Annotated in this window: 16 protein-coding genes and 1 tRNA gene; 10 read left to right on the top strand and 7 right to left on the bottom strand. The window is 63.2% G+C overall.

Annotated features, from left to right (window positions below; all coding sequences use genetic code 11):
* Positions 1–39: 39 nt before the first annotated feature.
* Together ribA and ACREP4_RS16455 are read right to left on the bottom strand one after the other, a co-directional pair.
* Positions 40–1,170, bottom strand: coding sequence for a GTP cyclohydrolase II RibA (ribA, locus tag ACREP4_RS16450; RefSeq protein WP_431597277.1), 1,131 nt, complete (start codon positions 1,168–1,170; stop codon positions 40–42).
* 72 nt (positions 1,171–1,242) lie between these two features.
* Entirely contained in the window at positions 1,243–2,163 is a 921-nt protein-coding gene (locus ACREP4_RS16455) for a lauroyl acyltransferase (protein WP_431597278.1), read from the bottom strand.
* Positions 2,164–2,259: 96 nt separating this feature from the next.
* Here ACREP4_RS16455 and dtd point away from each other — a divergent pair, with 96 nt between their 5' ends.
* From dtd to ACREP4_RS16480, 5 genes are all read left to right on the top strand, one after another.
* Positions 2,260–2,700, top strand: coding sequence for a D-aminoacyl-tRNA deacylase (dtd, locus tag ACREP4_RS16460; protein ID WP_431597279.1), 441 nt, complete (start codon positions 2,260–2,262; stop codon positions 2,698–2,700).
* A 93-nt stretch (positions 2,701–2,793) separates the two neighbouring features.
* Positions 2,794–4,647 (top strand): RNA polymerase sigma factor RpoD, encoded by a 1,854-nt coding sequence (gene rpoD, locus ACREP4_RS16465; RefSeq protein ID WP_431597280.1) that lies wholly within the window; start codon positions 2,794–2,796, stop codon positions 4,645–4,647.
* A 200-nt stretch (positions 4,648–4,847) separates the two neighbouring features.
* A tRNA-Ile gene (locus ACREP4_RS16470) sits at positions 4,848–4,923 on the top strand.
* Between the two features lie 118 nt (positions 4,924–5,041).
* On the top strand, positions 5,042–6,307 hold the full coding sequence (locus ACREP4_RS16475; protein ID WP_431597281.1) for a serine hydrolase domain-containing protein: 1,266 nt from the start codon (positions 5,042–5,044) through the stop codon (positions 6,305–6,307).
* A 154-nt stretch (positions 6,308–6,461) separates the two neighbouring features.
* Positions 6,462–8,843, top strand: coding sequence for a membrane-bound PQQ-dependent dehydrogenase, glucose/quinate/shikimate family (locus tag ACREP4_RS16480; protein WP_431597282.1), 2,382 nt, complete (start codon positions 6,462–6,464; stop codon positions 8,841–8,843).
* 3 nt (positions 8,844–8,846) lie between these two features.
* On the opposite strand, the gene ACREP4_RS16485 is transcribed toward ACREP4_RS16480, so the two are convergent.
* Positions 8,847–9,689, bottom strand: coding sequence for a class I SAM-dependent methyltransferase (locus tag ACREP4_RS16485; protein WP_431597283.1), 843 nt, complete (start codon positions 9,687–9,689; stop codon positions 8,847–8,849).
* A 255-nt stretch (positions 9,690–9,944) separates the two neighbouring features.
* On the opposite strand from ACREP4_RS16485, the gene ACREP4_RS16490 reads away from it, so the two are divergent.
* On the top strand, positions 9,945–11,444 hold the full coding sequence (locus ACREP4_RS16490) for a SulP family inorganic anion transporter (RefSeq protein ID WP_431597284.1): 1,500 nt from the start codon (positions 9,945–9,947) through the stop codon (positions 11,442–11,444).
* Positions 11,445–11,586: 142 nt separating this feature from the next.
* On the opposite strand, the gene ACREP4_RS16495 is transcribed toward ACREP4_RS16490, so the two are convergent.
* A complete protein-coding gene (locus ACREP4_RS16495; RefSeq protein ID WP_431597285.1) occupies positions 11,587–13,332 on the bottom strand; it encodes an acyl-CoA dehydrogenase family protein in 1,746 nt (581 codons plus the stop codon).
* Between the two features lie 185 nt (positions 13,333–13,517).
* Here ACREP4_RS16495 and ACREP4_RS16500 point away from each other — a divergent pair, with 185 nt between their 5' ends.
* Entirely contained in the window at positions 13,518–14,444 is a 927-nt protein-coding gene (locus ACREP4_RS16500; RefSeq protein ID WP_431597286.1) for a hypothetical protein, read from the top strand.
* 225 nt (positions 14,445–14,669) lie between these two features.
* The gene (locus ACREP4_RS16505; protein WP_431597287.1) at positions 14,670–15,734 is read left to right on the top strand and encodes a chitinase; all 1,065 of its coding nucleotides are present in this window, start codon (positions 14,670–14,672) and stop codon (positions 15,732–15,734) included.
* A gap of 177 nt (positions 15,735–15,911) precedes the next feature.
* Here ACREP4_RS16505 and ACREP4_RS16510 read toward each other — a convergent pair whose 3' ends face one another.
* Entirely contained in the window at positions 15,912–16,232 is a 321-nt protein-coding gene (locus ACREP4_RS16510) for a hypothetical protein (RefSeq protein ID WP_431597288.1), read from the bottom strand.
* Between the two features lie 116 nt (positions 16,233–16,348).
* Here ACREP4_RS16510 and ACREP4_RS16515 point away from each other — a divergent pair, with 116 nt between their 5' ends.
* Positions 16,349–17,122 (top strand): lytic transglycosylase domain-containing protein, encoded by a 774-nt coding sequence (locus ACREP4_RS16515; protein WP_431597289.1) that lies wholly within the window; start codon positions 16,349–16,351, stop codon positions 17,120–17,122.
* 108 nt (positions 17,123–17,230) lie between these two features.
* Here the strand turns inward: ACREP4_RS16515 and ACREP4_RS16520 are convergent, their stop codons facing one another.
* The gene (locus tag ACREP4_RS16520; protein WP_431597290.1) at positions 17,231–17,683 is read right to left on the bottom strand and encodes a hypothetical protein; all 453 of its coding nucleotides are present in this window, start codon (positions 17,681–17,683) and stop codon (positions 17,231–17,233) included.
* Between the two features lie 61 nt (positions 17,684–17,744).
* Here ACREP4_RS16520 and ACREP4_RS16525 point away from each other — a divergent pair, with 61 nt between their 5' ends.
* Positions 17,745–19,823: an NHL repeat-containing protein gene (locus ACREP4_RS16525; RefSeq protein ID WP_431597291.1), complete on the top strand. Its 2,079-nt coding sequence runs from the start codon at positions 17,745–17,747 to the stop codon at positions 19,821–19,823.
* 208 nt (positions 19,824–20,031) lie between these two features.
* On the opposite strand, the gene ACREP4_RS16530 is transcribed toward ACREP4_RS16525, so the two are convergent.
* Positions 20,032–23,058 carry a TonB-dependent receptor gene (locus tag ACREP4_RS16530; protein WP_431597292.1) on the bottom strand — a complete coding sequence of 1,009 codons (3,027 nt, stop codon included), beginning with the start codon at positions 23,056–23,058 and terminating at the stop codon, positions 20,032–20,034.
* Positions 23,059–23,162 lie beyond the last annotated feature (104 nt).

The raw sequence follows: 23,162 nt of genomic DNA on the forward strand, positions 1-23,162 counted from the left end.
TTCGTGCACCTGTCCCAACCCCGCACACCCACGCCGGCCTTACTGCGCGGCCATGATCAGCGCATCTACATCCAGATGATGCCCGGCGCGTGCGGCCTTGGTGCGCAGATACTGTTCGTTCTCGGTGGTGATTTCGCCGGTGACTGGCACGCAGCCCACCACTTCGATGCCGGCATTGCGCAGCCGCTGCACCTTGGTGGGATTGTTGGTCAGCAGTTGGATGCGCTCCACGCCCAGCGCACGCAGCATCGCCACGGCGCTGCCGTAGCGACGCTCATCGGCGCCGAAACCGAGCAGCGCATCGGCGTCGATCGTGTCCAGGCCTTCGTGTTGATAGCCGTAAGCGCGCATCTTTGCGGCAATGCCGGTGCCGCGACCTTCCTGGTCCAGATACAGCAGGATGCCGCCGCCCAGTTCCTTCAACGTGTGCAGGCCGCGCCGCAGCTGGTCGCCGCAGTCGCATTTGAGCGAGCCGAACAGATCGCCGGTCAGGCACGAGGAATGCACGCGCACGGGCACCGCACCCTGCAGGTCCGGGGTGCCGACAATCACTGCTACTTGATCGCGCTGGGCCACGCCGCCACGGAACACGGCGAACTCGCTCATGCCGACATCGCGCAGCGGCACCGGTGAACGGGTGACCAGTTCGTAGTCCTGGCCGGCTTGGCGTGCGCCTTCGCGCAGGTCATCGAGGGTCAGGTGCAGGCAGCCATCAAATGGTGTGCTGCCGACGCTCAATTCAACCGACACCATCGCCGGCAGCAGCAGGCCGAGGCGTGCGACTTCGACGCTGGCGGCGTCCATGTCGTTGCCGGCGGCCGGCGTACCGTCGGGCGCCGTGGCGTCACGCAGATAGGCCAGCGCGGGAAGCGTGTTGAAGGCCTGTCCGGTCAATGGAATGCGCACGCCCAGCGTGCCCGGGATGCCCAGGGTCTGGGCACGCGGCGCGGTGAGGTGCAGATAGTGCTGTTGTGCCGCAGCTTGGGCGAAGGCCTCGAAACCGGCTGGCGAGCTGCTGTCCAGTGCGGTGGTCGCGACCCGGCGCTGCCCATCGACGATAACGACAGGGCGGCCGGCGCGTAGCTCGGCAGCGGCACGTTCGCAGCGGATAGCGGCGGTTTCGCCGAAAACGGCGAGGGCGGAAACGGGGGAGGGGGACTGGGCGCTCATCGCTGACCTTATGGGGGTCGTCGGCTGGGGATTCAATCGACAGGCTGACGACGCTGTGTTGCGGTAGCTGCGTCAGTGCGGATGTTTGGCGGTGGCATAGGGATCATGTTCACCGCTGCCCGGCGGACGCAGGGTGAAGCGCTTGTAGGTCCACTGGTATTGCGCCGGATCGCGCCGGGCGATGGCTTCAATGCCGGCGCTGAGTGCGCTGGCTGCTACCAGTGGATCGGGATCGGCGATCTGCGGCGAGGCCGGCTCCACATGCAAGGCGAAGGCAAGGTCGGGGCCGGTGCGCTCGCACCAGGCATGCAGCACGGTGGCGCCGGTACGTTCGGCCAAGCGGTTGACCAAGGTCATGGTCAGCGCCTGTACCCCGAAGAAGGGCACGAACACACCATCGCCATTCTTTGGCTGCTGGTCGGGCAGGATGCCGGTGGCGCCGCCGTCCTTGAGTACCTTGAACAGCTGCCGCACCGCCGGGCCTTCGGCACGCACCTGGCGGACGTTGTGGCCGCCCCGCACCAGTTGCAGGAATTCATCGCCGACCGGGTTCTCCGGCGGCGCATAGACAATGGCGATGGGGCCGCGCGAGGCCAGCCACTGGTTCAGCAGCTCCCAGTTGCCGTAATGCGGCGCCACCACGATCACGCCCTTGCCTGAGGCCAGAGCTGCGTCATACAGATCCTGCCCGTGCCGCTCGCGCAGGTGCCGGGCCAGGTTGGTGGCCGGATCGTGGGTCCACAGATACAGCGTTTCCAGCGCCTGGCGCGCGGTGGTGCGCAGTACTTCCCGGTGCAGGCGGGCACGCTCGGCGGGGGCCAATTCTGGATAGGTCAACTCCAGATTGCGACGGGTGACGCGGCTCTCGCGGGCATCAATCCGTACCCACAGCCAAGCCACGGTATCGGCCAGCGACCGCTGCCAGGACCAGGGCAAGTGGGTCACTGCGGAAGCGAGGCGGTAATAAAGTTTGGCGGTGGCTTGCGGTTTCATCGGCACAAGTCTAGGCCGTGCGGTCGGTTTGCGCGTAGCCCGATGGTCCTGCGTGGAGCCGGTGCTAAGGTGCCCGATTGTCCCGAAGGAGCCCCCATGCTTTCCCTGATCCAGCGCGTCACCCAGGCCTCCGTCAGCGTTGATGACGTGGTGGTCGGTCAGATCGACCAAGGCCTGCTGGCCTTGGTGGGCGTGGAGCCGGGTGACGACGAAGCGACCCTGACGCGGATGGCGGACCGCCTGCTCGGTTACCGGGTTTTCGCCGACGATGCCGGCAAAATGAATCGTTCGCTGCGGGATATCGGTGGCGGGCTGCTGCTGGTCAGCCAATTCACCCTTGCCGCCGATACCCGGTCAGGCATGCGGCCCAGCTTCACCAGCGCCGCCCCACCCGCCGAGGCTGAACGCCTTTTCAATCGGTTGGTCGAGATTTGCCGCGAAAAACATGCCGCAGGGGTGGAAACCGGGCGGTTTGGCGCCCATATGGTTGTCAGCCTGGTCAATGACGGGCCCGTGACCTTCCTGCTCAGACCCTGACGCGCCGTGAAACCACCGCCCGGCAAGCGTTATGCTGCGCTGGTATAATGCTAGGTTCCCTATCTTCACAATCGCCGGTGGCGCGAGCACTACATGGCCAACGAACGTCCTGCCCAGCAAAACGACATCAAGCTTCTGATCAGCAAGGGCCTGGAACAGGGCTACCTGACCTATGCCGAAGTCAACGATCACCTCCCTGACGACATGGTCGATCCGGAGCAGATCGAGGACATCATCGGTCTGATCACCGGTATGGGCATTGATGTCCACGAGGTTGCCCCCGACGCCGACACGCTGATGCTCAGCGATGGCAATACCGGCAACCGCGAAGTCGATGACACCGCGGCCGAAGAAGCTGCTGCTGCACTTACCGCACTCGACACCGAAGGTGGCCGCACCACCGACCCGGTGCGCATGTACATGCGCGAAATGGGTACGGTCGAGCTGCTGACCCGCGAAGGCGAAATCGCCATCGCCAAGCGCATCGAAGAAGGCCTGGGCCAGGTGCAAGCCGCCCTGGGTACCTTCCCGCTTGCCGTGGAATCGGTGCTGACCGATTACGAAACCCACAAGGAAGGCAAGAAGCGTCTGGCCGAAGTAATCGTCGGCTTCAACGACCTGGTTGAAGAAGTGCCGGCTCCGGCTCCGGCCGCGGCTGAAGACACCAGCGAAGAAGCCGAAGCAGACGGTGACGACGACGCCGATGGCGACGAGGCGGAAGAAGAAGCCGGCCCGACCGGTCCGGATCCGCTGGAAGTTGCTCGCCGCATGGAACTGCTGGCCAGCGACCTTGCCAAGTTCAAGAAGGCCCATGCCAAGGGTGACACCAAGGCAATGACCAAGCTGCGCGAAGAGCTGTCGGCGACCTTCATTACCTTGAAGCTGCCGCTGCCGCTGACCGACGTGCTGGTCCGCCTGCTGCGCGACACCATGACCAAGGTCAAGTCGCAGGAGCGCCGCGTGCTGCACCTGGCGACCATTACTGCGCGCATGCCGCGCAAGGATTTCATCCGTTCCTGGGAAGGCAATCAGACCAACCTGGAATGGGTGGAAGACGCGATCAAGCGCAAGCAGAAGTGGTCTTCGGCCCTGCGTGATGTCAAGGATCAGATTGTTGCCGAACAGCAGGCCACCATCGATCTGGAAAAGCACGCCCAGCTGTCGCTGGACGAGCTGAAGGAAATCAGCCGCGTGATGGCCTATGGCGAAGCCAAGGCGCGCAAGGCCAAGAAGGAAATGGTGGAGGCCAACCTGCGTCTGGTGATCTCCATCGCCAAGAAGTACACCAACCGCGGCCTGCAGTTCCTGGATCTGATCCAGGAGGGCAACATCGGCCTGATGAAGGCCGTGGACAAGTTTGAATACCGCCGCGGTTACAAGTTCTCGACGTACGCCACCTGGTGGATCCGCCAGGCGATCACCCGCTCGATCGCCGACCAGGCGCGCACCATCCGTATTCCGGTGCACATGATCGAGACGATCAACAAGTTGAACCGCATTTCCCGTCAGATGCTCCAGCAGTACGGCCGCGAGGCTACGCCGGAGGAGCTGGCCAAGGAAATGGACATGCCGGAAGACAAGATCCGCAAGGTGATGAAAATCGCCAAGGAGCCGATCTCGATGGAAACCCCGATCGGCGACGACGAGGATTCGCATCTGGGCGACTTCATCGAGGACACCAATGTGGAGTCCCCGATCGAAAACACGGTGAACATCAACTTGTCGGAAACCGTGCGTGACGTGCTGGCTGGCCTCACCCCGAGGGAAGCCAAGGTGCTGCGCATGCGCTTCGGCATCGACATGAACACCGATCACACGCTGGAAGAAGTGGGCAAGCAGTTCGACGTGACCCGCGAGCGTATCCGCCAGATCGAAGCCAAGGCGCTGCGCAAGCTGCGTCACCCGAGCCGGTCCGAGCAGCTGCGTAGCTTCCTCGATATCGAGTAATTGTCGAGTCTTGGAAGTTGAAATGAAAAACCCCGCTTCGGCGGGGTTTTTCTTTGTGTGCATCGAAGGGTGTTGCGGCAAGGCACCTCTGACTGGAGTAGTGCGCGGCCGCTGCATGGCAGCGCAGTTCCGTCTAGGCTGAAACCAGACCGTGGGAAGTAGTCGCCCAACGCCGGCTCCACTACACTGTGTCGTCGCGCGGGCCTATAGCTCAACGGTTAGAGCAGAGGACTCATAATCCTTTGGTTCCAGGTTCGAATCCTGGTGGGCCCACCATAGGCAGGTACTTGCTTTGCAGAAGTACCTGCAGCAGCACGCATGAAGCGCCCGTTTTGGCCTGCGTGCCGAAGCGATCACCGCAAGCAGACCGCTCCACGATTGAGGGTCGCGGGAAATGCCGATTCATCCGGTTCCAGGTCGTCGTCGTTTTATCGCGCATGCCGCCGCGTTCGGTGCGTTGAGTGTGTTGCCCTCGGTTCCCGTGTTGGCGGCTCCGTGTGGAGATGCTGGTTCGCGCTCGTGGATTCCCAGTGATGCGTTTCTTGCTGAGTTGCCGCGCATCATGCAGGCCTTTGCGGTTCCCGGGGTTGGCATTGCCGTGGTCGAGGACGGTGCGGTGGCGTGGAGCCGTGGTTTCGGTGTGGCCAATGCGCTGACCGGGGCGCCGATTGACGCGCGAACAGTGTTCGAGAATGCCTCGCTGAGCAAGCCGATGTTTGCCTATCTGGTGATGCAGCTGGCAGACCGGGGATTGATTGATCTGGATCGTCCGCTGGTGCGCTATCGGCGTCCTGAGTATCTGGGGGATCATCCGTGGCTTGCGCTGATTACTGCGCGGGATGTGTTGCGGCATAGCACCGGATTGCCGGATTGGCGCAAATCTCCGGCAACTGAAAAGCTGGTGCCGAAGGTCAAGCCTGGCACACGCATCAACTACTCCGGCGAGGCCTTCTTCTGGCTGCAATTGGTGGTCGAAACGATCACTGGTCAGAGTCTGGATGATTCGATGCAGGCGCATCTGTTCGCACCGGCAAACCTGCGCGACAGCAGCTATGCGTGGAACGCGGATCTTGCTGCGCGTTCGGTCCATGGCCAGCGTGCGCATGACCGCCTTGATGAAGGCGTGCCGCCGCAGGTGTTGCGCGAACAATGGAGTGCGGCGCAGCAGGTTGCGCCGCGCTGGGGCAAGCTGCTGTCTGCGTGGAAGTACGAAGATGCCGAGCGCGCGCTGCCTGAGGTGATGGCGCTTGCGCCACCCGGTTTGGTGATGTGGCCGGGCGACATTCTTGCCAATGCGGCGGCGAGCCTGCGCAGCACCGTGCAGGACTATGCGGCCTTCCTGAGCTTGATGATGACGCGTCCGCAGCGTGCGTCATGGGAGATCACCGAGGCATCGCGATTGGCCATGCTGACGCCGCAGATCACGGTGCCCGGCCGATGGACCGAGAAGGGGTTGGGCTGGAACATGGAGCAGACCCGCGATGGTCCGATGTTCTATCACTCGGGCAGCAACAGCGGCATTTTCAAGAACTTCGCGATCGGCGATGCACCGCGTCGCCGCGGCATCGTGGTGATGACCAACGGTGGCAGCGGTTCGTTCGTCCACCAACGGGTGGTGCGCGCTGCAACCGGCTACGACCTGCTTTCCTACGATCTGTAGTCGCCTTGGTGGGTTGCCTGCGTCACCGCCAAGTGAAGATCCGTTGACGCGGTCGTGTTGCGGCATTGGAGAAGATCAGCCGAATGCTGCTGTTGTCCGTGGCCGTGGGAAGGCCGGCGCGGGCGACGGGGTTCCATCGGGAAAGGAGAGGGGCATGCATGTGCTGCGGCGTGTTTTTGCGCTTGTATTGGGGCTGATCAGCCTGGGCCTGTTGGCCGGCGGCATCTGGTTGCTGCTGCTGAAAGGCTCGCCGTATTACCTGCTCGCCGGTGCGGCGTATCTGTGGGGCGCATGGCGCATGTGGCGTGGCCAGGGCGGGGCAGGCATCGTGGCCGCCGTCGCGCTGCTGACGATTGTCTGGGCGCTGTGGGAAAGCGGTGCGGACTATTGGGCGCTGTTTCCGCGGGTGATGGCGCCGCTGGCCTTGGCGGCCGTTGCCTTGCTGTTGGCGCCTGCGGCACAGGGCACGTCGCCCGGTTGGCGCGGCAAGCTGAGGTGGTTGGGCGCGGCAGCGTTCGCGTTGCTGTTCGCGGTCGGGTTTGCATTCGCCTTCCGCCAGCACGGCGTGATCCAGCCGGATAAAAGCATTGCCTATCAAACGCCGAAGGGCGACAACGCGGCGTCGGATTGGAGTGCGTATGGCCGCACGACGGAAGGCCTTCGCGATGCGCCGTTTGATCAGATCAATGTGAACAACGTCGCGCAGCTGACGCAGGCGTGGATGTACCGCACTGGCGACTCCGGCCCGGGCGTGGACCAGAACACGCCGTTGCAGATCGGCGATACCGTGTATTCGTGCTCGCGCAACAATATCGTCAGTGCGTTGGACGCCGACACCGGCGCATTGCGCTGGAAGCACGATCCGGTGGTGCGTGCGCCGTTCTGGCAGCGTTGTCGTGGCGTGGGCTTTTATCGTTTGCCGGCCGACGCCATGACGATTGCATCAACCGATGCAGCCGACCTCGCCGACGGCAGCCACATGGCGGTGCAGACCTGTGCGGAACGCATCATCGAAACCACCGCCGATGCACGCTTGATCGCGTTGGATGCAAAGACTGGCCAACCGTGTGCGGGCTTCGGCAATGCCGGCACCGTGCAGTTGTCGCAGGGAATGGGGCCGATTGATCGCGGCTTCTACTTCCAGACCTCGGCGCCGTTGATCGCGCGTGATCTGGTGGTGATCGGTGGTTGGGTGGTGGACAACCAACGCCGCGATGAACCCTCTGGCGTGATCCGCGCCTTCAATGCACGCACCGGTGCGTTGGTGTGGGCGTGGGACCTGGGCAACCCGGAGATCACCAAGCTGCCACCGGAGGGACAGACCTACACACTCGGCACACCGAACATGTGGACCGCTGCGGCGTATGACGACACGCTCGGTCTGGTGTTCGCGCCGCTGGGCAATGCCACGCCGGACTACTTTGGTCAGGGGCGCCCGGCGGGATCGGCCGAGTACAACGCCAGCCTTGTGGCCTTGGACATCACCACCGGCCGCCCGCGCTGGAAGTTCCAGACGGTGCATCACGACATCTGGGATTACGATCTTCCCTCGCAACCGGCATTGGTCGATTTCCCCGATGAAACCGGGCGCAATGTCGCCGCAGTGCTGCAGACCACCAAGCGCGGGCAGATCTTCGTGCTGGACCGCGCGACCGGCCGGCCGCTGACCGAAGTGGTGGAAAAACCTGTGCCGCAGAATGGCGCGGTGCCGGAGGAAACACTGTCGCCCACGCAGCCGTACTCGGTAGGCATGCCGTCCATTGGTGTGCAGAAACTGGAAGAGCGGCGGATGTGGGGCATGACCATGTTCGACCAGCTGGCCTGCCGCATTGCGTTCCGCAAGATGCGTTACGACGGTGACTTCACCCCGCCGGGCACGGAGATGGCGATCCAGCATCCGGGCAATATTGGCGGCATGAACTGGGGCAGCGTGTCGGTGGATACGCAGAACCAGCGCGTGTTTCTCAATGACATCCGCGTGCCGAGCATCTTCCAGTTGATTCCGCGTGAGGCGTACGCGGCATTCTCAAAAACACACCCGCCGGTGAGTGATGGGCACGGGCCTTCGCCGCAGGCTGGCACCCCGTACGGCGTGTACACCACCATCTGGCTCTCGCGGCTTGGCGTGCCCTGCGTGCAACCGCCATTCGGCACCATCAGTGCGTTGGATCTGCGCACGCGCCGCATCGCCTGGCAGATACCGGCGGGCACCGCCGAGCAACTTGGCCCGGCCGGCATTACCTTGGGCTTGCCGATGAAGATGGGCATGCCGACGTACGGCGGCACCTTGAGCACGGATGCGGGCTTGGTGTTCTTTGCCGGCTTCCAGGATTACTACCTGCGCGCCTACGACGCGCGTGATGGCCGCGAAGTGTGGAAAGCGCCGTTGCCCGTCGGCGCCAGTGCAACGCCGATGAGCTATGTGTCGCCAGTGAGCGGGCGGCAATACATTCTCGTGTCGGTCGGTGGTTCGGCGTACTCGAAGGATGTGGGCGACTATGTCATTGCGTTCGCGTTGCCGGAGAAGCCACGCTGACGATCAACGACGAATAGCGAGCACGCCGTCCAACGCCAGCTCGGCTTTGAAGCCGGCCTTCTGCAGACGCGTGGCAACTTCGCGCGGCACGTCGCGGCCGCTGGTGAGCTTGTTGGGGCTGCCGGTGTAATGGAACAAACGGCCGCCGGTACGCAGCACGCGTGCCAGGTGGTCGTAGAACACCTGCGAGTACAGTTCACCGGCGATGCCGAAGCGCGGTGGATCATGCAGCACGGCGTCCATCGAGGCATCGGCGATGTGCTCGATCTCAGTGGAAACGTCGCCGTGCTTCAGATGTAGGCGGCCCTGCGCGTAGTCGGCATCCGGATCGGGTGACCACGGGTTGAGTGTGCGCAACCACAGCACCTCGCTGCTTTTCTCGAACGAATGCAGGCCGGCAACGCCATCGTCCAGGCAACATGCGGCGAAGTAGCCCATGCCGCCGCAGGTATCGAGCACCTGCTTGCCACGCGGGGCGACCAGCGCAACCTTGCTGCGCGCATCATCCATCGGCGACACCTTCGCGCTGACCAGCATCTTGATGCCGTCGATCTCGAAGGTGGGCACGCCCCAATCGGTGGGCACCAGCTTGTACAGGCCGCTGCCGAACCGCGACGCAGCGCTGAATTCATCGCCGTCCCAGTAGTAGATCGTGCGGTCCTTGAGCTTGGCTGGCCACGGGTAATGGTGGCCGCGCCACTGCCAACCATCGTTGTCGAGGCTGACGCTGTCTTCGCTGCGGCCCAGGTCGAACGAGGCGCTGAGGTTGCTTGCGCCCTGCTTCAACGCGGCTTGTAGCTGATCGAGCAGCGGGCGGGTGAGCAAGGGGCCGGTGTAATGGGACATGCGGGGGACTGCGGTGATGCGGGACGGGAATGCTAACGCAGCCCGGGGGTGAGGGCTCGAAAGGCACCCCTTCTCAGCACCCTTGCCCGCGGCAAAGGGAGGGCTGGGGAGGGGGAGAGTGCGAACTTCCTGCCGCCGGCGCGATTTTGCCTCCCAAGCCGCGGCCAGCGGGCCGCAGCAGGCATAATTCGCGCCCCTCCTTTGATTTCGCCAGTACCCGCCGGTTCCCACGGCAAGCACTGGCGGCACACGCGTATGTCCTTCCTGAACACCGAACTGGCGCAATGGCGCGCTGATCCGCTGCGTGAAATGCTGGCTGGCGCGGTCGCCACCTTCGCGCTGATTCCCGAAGTCATCGCCTTTTCGTTCGTGGCGGGCGTGGATCCACAGGTTGGCTTGTTCGCTTCGTTCGTGCTGAGCATCGTGATTGCGGTGTTTGGTGGGCGGCCGGCGATGATCACCGCTGCTGCCGGGTCGGTTGCCTTGGTGGCCGCACCGCTGGTCAGCGCGCATGGCCTGCCGTATCTGTTCGCCGCCGGCCTGTTGGCGGGCGTGTTCCAGGTGTTGTTCGGTGTGCTGCGGTTGGGCGTATTGATGCGCTTTGTCAGCAGCTCGGTGCGGACTGGCTTCGTCAATGCGCTGGCCATCCTGATCTTCTCCGCACAACTGCCGCAGCTGCACGGCGCCACCGCGATCACCTGGGTGATGCTTGGCTTGGGCCTGCTGTTGATCTACGGATTGCCGCGGCTGCCGTTGCCGGGAGTGCGGGCGATTCCTTCGCCGTTGATCTGCATCGTCGTGCTGAGCGTGCTGGCGTCATGGTTGAAACTGGAGCTGCCCACCGTCGCCGATCTCGGCAAGCTGCCGGATTCCTTTCCGCATTGGATGGGCTTGCCGGCCTTGCCGTTTGATCTGGAGACCCTGCGCATCATCGCGATGCCGGCCCTGGCAATTGCGATGGTCGGCTTGCTGGAGTCGATGATGACCGCGCGTGTGGTCGATGAACTCACCGACACACCCAGCCCGAAGAACCGCGAATGCACCGGCTTGGGCGTGGCAAACATCGCCGCCGGCCTGTTTGGCGGCATTGCCGGCTGCGGCATGATCGGTCAGACCGTTGGCAACGTGAAGTACGGCGGCCGGGGACGTTTGTCCACCTTGTTTGCCGGCGTATTCCTGCTGGTGTTGATGGTGCTGCTGAAGCCGTGGGTGGCGCAGGTGCCGGTGATTGCGTTGGTGGCGATCATGGTGATGGTCAGCGTCTCCACGTTCGATTGGCGCAGCCTCGGCGCGTTGATGCGGCATCCGCGCTTGTCTGGCGTGGTGATGCTGGCGACAGTGGCGGTGACCTTGGGCACGCATAATCTTGCGGCCGGTGTGGGCATCGGTGTGCTGCTGAGTGGCGTGTTCTTCGCGCTGAAGGTGGCCCGTCTGCTGCAGGTGCAAGCGCACGAAGAAGCCGATGGCAGCCTGCGCTATGCAGTCAGCGGCCAGGTGTTTTTCGCGTCGGCCGATGCGTTCATTGATGCGTTTGATCCGCGTGTCGCGGAAGGACGCGCGGTGGTGATTGATCTGTCACGCGCGCAGTTATGGGACATCACCGCCGTGGCCGCGTTGGAGAAAGTGGTGAGCCGCTACCGCCATCACGGCGTGAAGCCGCGCGTGCATGGCCTGGACCGCAATGGCCGCACCTTGCTGCGGCGGGTGCTGCGCGAAGGCGCATTGGCATTGGAAGATGCGCCAGCGGGGCATTGAACAAACAACGCTGGGTGTAGGAGCGGCCTGGGCCGCGAAGCCGATACCGATTATCCGTTGCGAGATTCCTGCAATTGCAGAAATTGCTTGCAGCAGAGACATCGTAGGCGTCGCGGCCGAGGCCACTCCTACGGTCTTCCCGTTACATCACGTCCCACGCGTAGCCGCCGCGTTCCAGCACCGAGGCGGCCAGTGATTCGATGATCTCGTCCTCGTTGCGTTCCAGTCCACGCACGTTGCGGGCCATGCGACGACGCGCCTGGCGCGCGAATAGCCGCGCGATCTTGATCGCATCCTCCGTTGCCGCGTGCTTGGTCTGGATGAGGCTCTCCACGCGCGACAACACACACAGGCCGACGAACAGATCGATGGCGATGTCGGCGACGCGCTTCTGCGCATGCTGTTGGTCGGCGATGTGCTTGCCGTGTTTGCGCAGCAGGCGGTCGGAGGCCTTGGACAATTCCACCGTGTATTTCTCGCACAGACGCGCCAGCGGGCGCAGCGGCTCGGCCACCGGCGTGCGGATGCCAGAGCCATAGCCCGTCGCCTCACGTACGCGACGACCGGCGTAATCACCCAGCACGCCGAAGCCCTTGATCGGGTCGTTGAAGATGCCGCCCACCGCGCTTTGCAGTTCGCTCAGTGTCGCGCCCACGCCCTTCAAGCCATTGAGCGCTACGTACAAGCGCAGGATTTCGTTGGTGCCCTCGAAGATCGAAAGAATGCGCGTGTCGCGCGTCATCTGCTCGTACGGCAGCTCGCGCATGAAGCCGTTGCCGGCGGCAATCTGCAGCGACTCGTAGCAACAACGCTGCACCGCTTCGCTGGCGAACACCTTGCTCATCGCCGCTTCCACCGAGTAGTCGGTGCGGCCGCTGTCGATCAGGTGCGCGACCATCCACACGGTGCTTTCGGCGGCGAAACAATCGGCCGTCATCTGCGCGATTTTTTCGCGCACCAGGCCGAACTCGGCAATCGGCTGACCGAACTGCTTGCGCTCGTTGGCCTGTGCGCAGGCCATGCGGATCAGTGCCCGCATCCCGCCCACCGCGCCGCCGCCCAAACCGGTGCGGCCGCTGTTGAGGATGTTCATCGCCACCTTGAAGCCCTTGCCGACCGGGCCGAGCACATTGGCCGCCGGCACGCGCACGTCGTTGAAGGCAACGGTGGTGGTGGACGAGGCGCGGATGCCCATCTTGTCTTCGTGCGGGCCGTGGCTGACGCCGTCCCACTTGGCTTCAACGATGAACGCGGTGACCTTGCCTTCGGGCGTGTCGGTGCGCGCGAACACGGTGTAGAAATCGGCGATGCCGCCGTTGGTGATCCAGATCTTTTCGCCGTTGAGCGTCCAGGTGCCGTCGTCGTTGCGTGTGGCCTTGGTGCGGATGGCAGCGGCATCCGAGCCGGCGCCGGATTCGGTGAGGCAGAACGCGGCGATCATTTCGCCGCTGGCCAATGCCGGCAGGTAGCGCTGCTTCTGCTCGTCATTGCCGAACAGCAGCAAACCCTTCATGCCGATGGAACTGTGCGCGCCCACAGTGAGCGACACCGAACTGTCGTGGCTGCTGGTCTGGCCCAGCACGCGTGCATAGGCGCCGTTGGACAGCGCCATGCCGCCGTATTCCTCGGGAATGATCAGGCCGAACAAGCCCATGTCGCGTAGCGCCTGGATGAACTCCGGCGGTTGCTCGGCATCGCGATCGTACTGGCGCAGCTCGGCGGTCTTTTCGCCCAGGAACTGGTCGATGGCATCGGTCATCAAGCCGAGCATCTCGCGGTCACGTTCGCGGATCTGCGGATAGGGAAACAGGGCATCTTCGGCGATATGGCCGAAGAACAGCTGCTTGGCGATGCTTTCGTCCAGGTTCTGCGATGCAACGTCGTTCACGGAACAGCTCCTTTCAATGCAGGGAAGGCCCGCCTTGGCCCAATCATCGCCCACCGGTATGAAAGGATCACCCCCGGAACGTTGCCATGGCTGGAACTTGCCGTCCTTGTCGCGGTCAGTGTGTTGCGCAGATGTGCCGTGGCAGGGCCGGTAGCCGCCTTGCGGAGTTCCTTTGATGGATATGCATGCACTTGCACTACCGCAGTCAGCCCGAACCTGTGTGGATACGGACCGTTGCCGGCATGGCGGCGCTGGCATTCCTGTCGGCGTTGGCGCGCTTGCTGTTGCAGATGCCCGAGGCCGCGCCACCGACGCGTGAGTCGCGCGTGCAACTGCGCTGGTTGCCGTCGACAGCTACTCAGCCGCTGCGGGTGGAGCCTGTGTTGATTCCGGTGGAAGCGGTGCCTGATCCGGTGACGCCGCTTGATCAGCCGGCACGCGCACAGCCCGTTGTCTCCGCTGCGGTCGTGCCGCCTGTTGCTGCGAAACCCAACGACGATCTGCTGAAGCGTCTGTACGGCAGCGATGGCAGGCCCGATCTTCCCGATGCAGCGGGCGAACGGCAGAAGGCTTCGGTGGAGCGCGTGTTCGAGCATCGCGATGAACTTGCGACCGGTGTTGGCGAACGTGCGACCGCCAATCTGTTCAGTGGTAAAGCTGCAGGCACCAGCCAATCGCGTGCGCAGCGTGCGCTGTACGGGCGTGACATCCAGGCCGCAGAACCGCGGCGTCCACCGGAAGTCGCATTCAACCCGGCGCTGCATGAGCGGCCGTCGGACCTGGGCAGTGAGGCCACCGGCGACGCATACAAAGCTGCGCCGATTCGTTTCGAGAAAGTGCCGGACATGAAAGGCGAAGCCAGCCGCCGCATTCGCGTCGCGATTGGCGCACTGGAAGGCCGCTATCCACGTTGCAGTGCCGAACAACGCACCCGCTGGATGGCGCCGGCATTGGCGCACCTGGATACGCTGCAGCGGGTGGAATACCGCTACAACAATGGCGCCGATCCCACCGAGGCCGAGCACACCTTGCCCAGTACCGCCGACAGCGCCTATGACCAGGCGCGGCGTGCCTTGTGGGATGCCGAGCGGCGCATGAAGGCCTGCAGTTGAATGGATTTGTCCTGCGCACGCCGGCAAGCGCGCTGGAATGGCGGCCGTGTTGGCGGCTCGGGCGGCTGCGAATGACAGCGGGTCTGTCGTAGCGCGCTGCGCCTCGGTCACGCCACGGACATGCGCGGGTCAAAGTCGGACAGGTTTCATAACTAATTGTTTTGGTGTGTTTTTTCGGCGATTCGCGTGCCTAGAATCGGGGTTCTTACACGCTCCGGGAATGCGATGAAGTCGATCACCTTGTTGTCATGTGTGCTGGCCCTCGCGGCTACCTTTGGTTGCCAGGCCAAGCCCGCGGCCGCCACACAGGCCGGCGTCGCGCCCGGTCACAGTCATCCGCTGCCCAGGCACGCGCTGGTGGGCTATCTGCACAACTTCGACAACGGCCAAGGGCTGTTGCCGGTGGGCAAGGTGGACGACAGCTGGGATGTGATCGTGCTGGCGTTCGCCGATGACATGGGCGAGGGCAAGGTGGCGTTCACGCCAGACCGCGCATTGGATCGCACACAGTTGATTGCCGACATCGCCGCCAAGCGCGCACAGGGCAAGATCGTGGTGCTGTCGTTCGGTGGTGAGCTGGGCACGGTGACGCTCAACACCCAGCGTGACGAAGACAACTTCGTGCGCACCACCGCCGAAGCGATCAACACCTTCGGGCTGGACGGCATTGATATCGATCTGGAAAAAATTGCCGGCGTGGTGCACGGCGCGCCGGTCACGCCGCATCTGATTTCCGCCGTGAAGCGCCTGCACGGCATGTACCCGAACCTGTATGTGTCGATGGCGCCGGAGCACCCGTATGTGCAGGGTGGTTTTGTGTCGATGGAAGGCATCTGGGGTGCGTACCTGCCGTTGATCGATGGACTGCGCGAGGAGCTGGATCTGTTGCACGTGCAGCTCTACAACAACGGCGGCCTGCCCACGCCGTACCGCGCGGAAAAGTACCCGGGCGGCAGCGTCGACATGATGGTGGCTTCGGCAACGATGTTGATCGAAGGCTTTGCATTGGCCGGCGGCAAGGGACGCTTTGAAGGCCTGCGCGCCGACCAGGTGGCGCTGGCATTGCCGTCGGGTCTGCGTGCTGCAGGCAATGGCTATGCGACGCCGGCTGACATCAACCGCGCCTTCGATTGCCTGACCACCGCGACGCAGTGCGACGAGGTGAAGCCCGCGCAGCCGTATCCGGATTTCCGCGGCGTGATGACCTGGTCGATCAATTGGGATGTCAGCGACAAGCGCACCTTCTCGCAGCCGGTGGGTGCACACCTGCGCGCGGCCAACGCGCGTTGACGGATCGCGTCGCTGCATGGGTGGGGAGCGTCCCTACCTGTGTGGCGGCGTTGCTTCCGTAGGAGCGGCCTCGGCCGAGAAACTACCGATGTCCTTCGGATTGCAGCATTGGCGCTTCCTGCAACCGGTTTGATGCCGGTTTCGATGGCAGTACCGGCTTCGCGGCCAAGGCCGCTCCTACGGCGGCGGCCACTGGAAGTGCACCAGGGTGACGGTTTCGTCAGGGTGGAAGCCCGGATAGAGCTGCTGCATCACCGCCAGCAATCCTTCCGGCGTGCGGCAGGCCGGGTCGTGTTCGTCGCGCAGCTCGGCGGCGATCAGCGTATCGAAGCGGCGTCGTTCGGTCTGCAGCGTCAGCGGTTCAGAGACACGCCCGCCGCCCAGTTCGATACGCGCCAGCGCAATGCCATGCCAGCGCTCTCCACGCCGCACGCTGGTATTGCGGCCGGTATGGAACAGCGGATTGGCAAAGCCGAGCAGGGGCAGTGAATCAGGCATGACGGGCAGCAAGAAGGGGGCCGTTCATTCTGGGCGCGCCGGCCGGGTTTTTCATCACCTGTCGTTCAAATGACCGGGTTCAGCATCAGCGGCGATTCCCTTGATCCGGTCCCGGCATGTCACGCACGGCGGTGGTTGCGATGTTGCTGCTGTTGATGGGCGTGTGCGCGCCGTTGCAGGCGCGCACCATCTATCGCTGTGTGCAGAAGGGCACGGTGAGCATGGCTACCGCACCGGAGCCCGGTTCCACCTGCAAAGCGATGACGGTGGACGACAACGCGGTGCAGACGCCCAATCTCTGGGGCAACTTCGGTGTGTTCAGCGGCACGCTTTACGAGCGTGAGCAGGACGGCAAGTTGGTGTACTCCACACGCAACCTACCCGGGTCGCGCCCGTACCTGCGTTTCACCGCCGCCACGCCACCGGGCGAGCCGGCGCATGAAGGACTGGGCCGCGTGGGAATGCCGCAGTTGGATCGGCATGCGCGGCAGTTTCGCGCGGCGTCCAAGGCAACCGGCGTGGACGATGCCTGGCTGCGCGCGGTGGCGCATGCCGAAAGTGCGTTCGACGAAAAGGCCATCTCGCCCAAGGGCGCGCAGGGCGTGATGCAGTTGATGCCGGAAACGGCCACCGAGTACGGCGTGACCGATCCGTTTTCTCCAGCACAATCCATCGACGGCGGCGCGCGTTACATGAAGTCATTGCTGGGCCGCTACAAGGGCGATCGCACCTTGGCTGCAGCTGCCTACAACGCCGGTATTGGCGTGGTCACCCGCTACGGTGGCGTACCGCCGTATGCGGAAACGCGGCAATACGTGGACAAGGTATTGGCGCTGTACTCCCGCTACCGCGAAGCCATGGGCACCGGCCCGGAGCGGCCGGCGCAATAAGCGGTGTTGACGCAGCGCTTCAGCATTCAAGCAGAAGCGGATCTCGCAGCCCGAGCAAGCCCAGCTTTTATGCAGGTTGCGCTTGAACCTTCGACGCGCTGTCGCGACCTACGGCAGTTGCAGTCGCTTCCAGCCGACGTGATGCATCAGTTCGCGCACCACCAGCAACGCGGCGACGAATGCGGGTTGTGCCGACAAGCCCACTGACTGCGCGGGCATGCCGGCGGCAACCTGTGCCACCTGATTGAAGCCGCGTTCCACGTCGTCAATGCTCAACTGCAACGCGCTGGAATGCTCACGTCCCAGCAGCAACGGCAGCGCAGCAAGTGCATCGTCTGCGGCGACCAACACTTCCAGCGGATGGCTGCGAAGCGCGGCCACATGCGGCATCAGCGCGTCTTCGCTGAGGGCGATGGCCCGCTCAAGCGCCAGTTCCGATGGTGGAAAGTGCCGCAGCCCTGCATCGAGAAGATCCGTCAACGACAGCGACAGCTCAATGGCTTCCGTCTCGGCGGGCTGCAGGGTGATGCGGTGTTGCGCCATGGTCAGGCGAGTGTGCATGCGTGGGTTTCCGCGCGGCGGTTCTGCGTTTATGGTGCCTGCTCTGGAACGGGGTGGGTGGATGGAACGCAAATATTGGGTGGGCGCTGTCGTCGTTGTCACCGGGGCCGCGCTGGCTGCCAGTTTCCTGTGGGCACCGCAGCCCCCGTTGCCCAGCGGCCCGGCGCCGACGCCATTGGGTTGGCAGGCGCAGGTGGGCTTGTTGGGCGGCGATGGTATCGCCGGCAACGCCCAAGGCACGCAGGCACAGACACGCTTCAGTGATCCGTGGGGCGTGGCGATCAGCGGCGGCGTGCTGTTCGTGGCCGATGCCGGCGACAACAACCGCATCGTCTATCGCACGCCCGATGGTCTGTTCCATCTGCTCGCGGGTGGCCGTGAAGGCTTTGCCGATGGCAGCGGGCCGTCTGCGGCGTTCAACACGCCTTCGGGCATCGCGCTGGACGCGCACGGCAATCTATATGTTGCCGACACCGGCAATCACGCCATCCGCAAGGTCACGCCACAAGGCCAGGTAACCACGCTGGCCGGCAACGGTCGCCCCGGCTTTGCCGATGGCGCCGGAGCGCAGGCGCAGTTCAATGGACCCATGGGGGTGACGGTCGGCGCCGATGGCCGCGTCTATGTCGCCGACACTTGGAACGATTGCATCCGCGTGATCGAAACCGATGGCCGCGTGTGGACGCTGGCCGGTGGCGAGCAGCCTGCGTGGGTCGATGGCCCCGCCGCGCAGGCGCGCTTCGATACGCCCACTGATGTGGCCGTGGATGCGCACGGCAACGTCTGGGTGGCGGACCTGCAGAACAATGCACTACGCATCATCACCCCGGCAGGCGAGGTCAGCACCCGCATGGGCGGTGGTGGCGAGCGCGTGCTGTGGGGGCCGATGACCTTGGCGCTGACGCATGACGGTGTGGTCTATGTTGGCGAACGATTGAGTGGGCGCGTGCTGCAGGTGTCGCCCAGCGGCCATGTGGTGGCGGTGGCCGGCAACGATGCCGAGCGCTTCGCGCGCCCGGCCGGTGTTGCGATAGCCGCCGATGGAAGTCTGGTGGTGAGCGATGCCGATGCGCATCGCGTGCACCATCTGCAGCAACTGCCGGCCGGCACGGTGCCGCAACTCGCGGAGTTGGGGCCTTCAGCGGAGAACCCGCTGCCGCGCAATCAGGGCCGCTGGCCGTTGGCACCGCAGACCGGTTGGCATGAAGTAACCGGCACGCTGGGTGAAGTGCGCGGCAATTTCAGCGGCGAGAGTCGCCACCATCTGCATAGCGGCTTCGATGTGCGGGGTGACGTGGGTCAGACCGTGCTGGCGATTGCCAGTGGCAAGGTCAGCAGTCCGGCATCCACCTGGACGCTGGGCGGGCAGGCCGAAGGGTTCTCGCTGGACAAGCTCGACTACATCCACATGAAAGTGGGCCGCGATGCGGCCAATCGTCCGCTCGATGCGGCGCGGTTCCAGCTGCTCAACGATGAAACCGGGCGGCTTGATCGTGTGCGTGTGCGTCGCGGCACCCGCTTCCAGCCGGGCGATGCGTTGGGCAGCATCAACAACCAGGCGCATGTACATCTGGCGGTGGGGCCATCGGGCTACGAGCGCAACGCCGTGCGTCTTGGCTTCAACAACTACGCCGATCACGTAGCGCCGAAGATCGACGACATCGCGCTGCTGGACAGCACCGATCAACGCCTGCGCGACAAGGTGGATGGGCGGTTGCAGGTAGCGCGCGATGGTGGCGGTCTGCAACTGGTGGTGGAAGCCTGGGATCAAGTCGACAACAACCTGCCGCGTCGCCGACTTGGCCTGTATGCACTGGGCTACCAGCTACTCGATGCGAACCAGCAGCCGCTACCGGGCTACGAAACTCCGCGCATGAATCTGATCTTCAATCGCATGCCGCCGCAGCGCGAAGCGGTGAAGGCGGCCTATGCCGCCGACAGCGGCATCACCGTGCACGGCAGCAGCAGTACGCGCTTTCGTTATGTGCTGACCAACACCGTGCGTGATGGGCAACTGGCAACCGGGTTGCTGCAACCGGCCGAACTGCAGCCGGGCAACTACACGATCCGCATCACCGCGAAGGACTACAGCGGGAATGAGGCGGTGGCGGGAAGGGAGTTGCAGGTGGTGGTGCGGTAAGCCATCGCAGATGCATTCCTGCGGAAGCATCCGCAGGTAGTGCCGAGCCCTGCTCGGCAGGTGACTGCACGGGAAATGTGGCAGCAGAGCGTGGCTCCGCTCTACACATTGTCGCGTTGTCGCCGGCGGCAGAAAAAAGCCCCGGCAGGATGCCGGGGCTTCAAGTACATCATTTAAGAGAGGTTACCTTGTAGTCGTGCTTTCACGATCAGAAGTCGTAGGAAGCACTCAGACGTACATAACGCGGCTCGGTGTAATAGGTGCCCATTCCGTAGGTGTTGGAGATCGTGTACGGGCCGCTCTCGAACTGGGCATCGGTCTGAACCGGCTTGAGTTCGTTGAGCACGTTGAACACATCCAGGCCAAAGGCCAACTTGTGATCGGCAAAAGCCGGACGGTACATCACACCCAAGTCGATCTTCTTGGTCCACGGCTGACGGCCGGCATCACCCGGGCGCGAAGGCTTGCCATCGCAGTAGTGGTATGACGAGCCATAGCCATTGAGCGGATCGGTATGTCCATCACCGTAGTAGCCCAGGCAGCTCTTCGGCATGCCGGACATGATGCGAACGGTGGCCGACGCGGTCCATTCATCGTTGAATTGATAGGCACCGTAGCCTTTGATCTGATGGCGACGATCGTTGGCCATGTAACCGCCGGCATATTCCATCAGGTAAGCGGCATCCCAATCTTGAGTTTTGGAGACGTCATCCTGACCGATATCGGACTTGACCTGACCTTCGGTGTTGCCGAAATTTCGCGACCAGGTGTAGTCCACGCGGCCATACCACTTGTTGCTCAGCGGATGCTCGATGAACAGGTCCACTGCAACGTAATCACGCTTGGCCTTCTGGCTGCCGAATCCCCAGTCTTGGCCGTTCATCGTGAACGAGGTATAGCCGGAGCCATCAAGATGCTTGGCGCGGAAGGTGTTGGTCTTGCCAGGATTGAAGATCACGCAACCCGGGATTTCCAGGTTGTCCACGTCGGCACCCATTGCCGTCAGCTTTTCCGCCATCAGATCGGAGTCGCAGATGTCGTCGATGGCGCTCTGCAGGCGACGGTAAGTGACCTTGGCACCGCTGTTCCAGGACTGGCCGATGCTCTTTTCGAAGCCCAGAATCAGCTCATCCTGATACTGCGATTTGAGATCGGTGGGCGCAATGCCCGCCGGATCAGGCGTCTGGCCGTACTCGCCGTTGGAGGAGACGGGACCATCACCCAGAGCGATCAGCCCGGTAGGAACGCCATTGGCGTCGATGCCGGTATACGTGAAGTACTCGCGGGTATACGTGGATGCAGATGCACCACGGATGGCGACGCTGTTCGGCAGGGCAAGGTAGTAACGGCCCAGGTTGGCGAACACCTTCAGCGATGAATCACCGAATACATCCCAGCTGGCGCCAAGACGTGGTGCCCATTGGTTGTCGCTTTCCACATAGGCGACAGCGGCGCTGTTGAAATTGGTGAACTTGTCGTTGCGCACGCCCAACGTCAGCAGCAGGTTCGGCGTGACTTGCCAGTTGTCTTCCAGATAGTAGGCCTTCTGCTTCACCGCCATGCTGGTGGTGGTGGAGAAGATGTACTTGTAGGCGAAGTAGCCCTCACCGCCCGGTGCCGCAATGTTGAAGCCGGGGCTTGGCGATTGATCCGGGGCAATGCGCGAGTAGTACCACGCGTAACCCGGGCCGGTGATGGTCTGCCCTTCGTTGTGGGCGTTGTAATACATGTTGTCGATACCAGCAGTCAGCTGATGGTCGCCAATGCGGTACTCAAGGTCCACGCGCAGGCCGCGGGTTTTGCTGCCGGCATCCAGTGCCTTTCTGTCGCGTGCACCTTGGTCGTTACGGATCGGTGTGGTGCCGACGATGCTGGGGTCCTGCAGGCTCACGCCACTGAGGTACGGGTTGTCCGATTCGCGTGGGTTGTACTGCAGGTTGCTCTGCTTGCCACGGCCCCAGACCGCGCTCAGTGTCAGGTCCTCGGTGAGGTAGCCGGTGTACTTGAAGATGTCGAAGTCATCTCTGATCTTCAAGGTATCAGCATAGGAACCAGTGCGGCCACCGCTCTGCAGGTTGGTGTAGTCGAAACCGGTGTAGTAGCCACTGGTGCGATCCGTGTTCTGGACGCGGGTGTATTCCAGCGTGTGATCGTCGGTGATGTTCCAGTCGACCTTGCCATAGAACTTCGGCGTGCTGATGGTGCTGTTGTTGTGGCCTTTGATGGTTGCTGCGGAACTAGCGGTGGCAACGCCTTCCCTCTTTTCCGATTCTGCGGCCAGGTGTACGAACAAGCGGTCTTCGATCAGTGGGCCACTGACATAGCCGCTGTAGGTGGTGCGGGTTGAAGTGTCACCATCGCGGTAGCGATACAGCGTGCCTGGCTTCTTGTCATCGGTGTACTCATAGCCTGGGCCCAGTTGCTGGTTCGGGTACCAGACATCGCGCGGCGAAGCGGCCAGCTTGTCGGGTGCCCAGGTGGTCTGGAAACCAAAGTGCCACTCATTGGTTCCACGCTTGCCGAGTTGGTTGATCACGCCACCGGTGGAGCGGCCGTAACCAGCGCTGTAGCCGCCGGTATAGGTTTCCTGTTGGTCAATGGAACCATACGGCAGGCTGACGCCGCCAATGTTGTTCAGTGGGTTCGATGCATTGAAGCCATTGAGGTAGTAAGCGTTCTCGGTGACGCTGGAGCCACCGAAGGACAATACCGAACGCGAACCATTGGAGAACTCGCCGCTACCAGCCACGACGCCTGGAGCCAACAAGGCAATGGCTTCGGCACTGCGGCCAAGGGGCAGCACATCCAATTGTTCGGAGGTAATCACCGACTTGGACACGGTGTTGGAGACGTCGATCTTCGGCATGCTGGCTGCAGTGACCGTCACCGCGTCGAGCGTGGTGGCGCCACCACCGCCAAAGGAAACTTCCGTACCGGCGCCGACGCGCAGCAGCACGTTCTCGCGCTTGTCGACGACCTGGCCATCGCGCTGCAGCGTGACCGAGTAGTTGCCGACCGGCAGCGAGCCGAGGTTGTAGCGGCCATTGGCATCGACGGTCGCCGAGCGCTTGAGGCCGGATTCGTTCTGCACCGTGATGGTGGCGCCTGCGGCCGCGGGGGCGTTGCCAAACAGGGAGCCTGTGGTGCTTTGGGCCGACGCAGCGGCGATGACCGAAGTCAGAATTACCGCGAGCGCGGTGCGCTTCAGTCGGACTGTTTGCTTTGCACTGCTCATTGAATTCCCTTGATCGATGGAAACGATTTCATGTCTTGAGCTGGTCAGGATGAAATTTCCGTTACAGCTGAACGAAATATTAATTTCACTTACAAGGATTTTGC

Origin of the sequence: Stenotrophomonas sp., from assembly GCF_050737575.1 — a bacterium.
Classification (GTDB): domain Bacteria; phylum Pseudomonadota; class Gammaproteobacteria; order Xanthomonadales; family Xanthomonadaceae; genus Stenotrophomonas.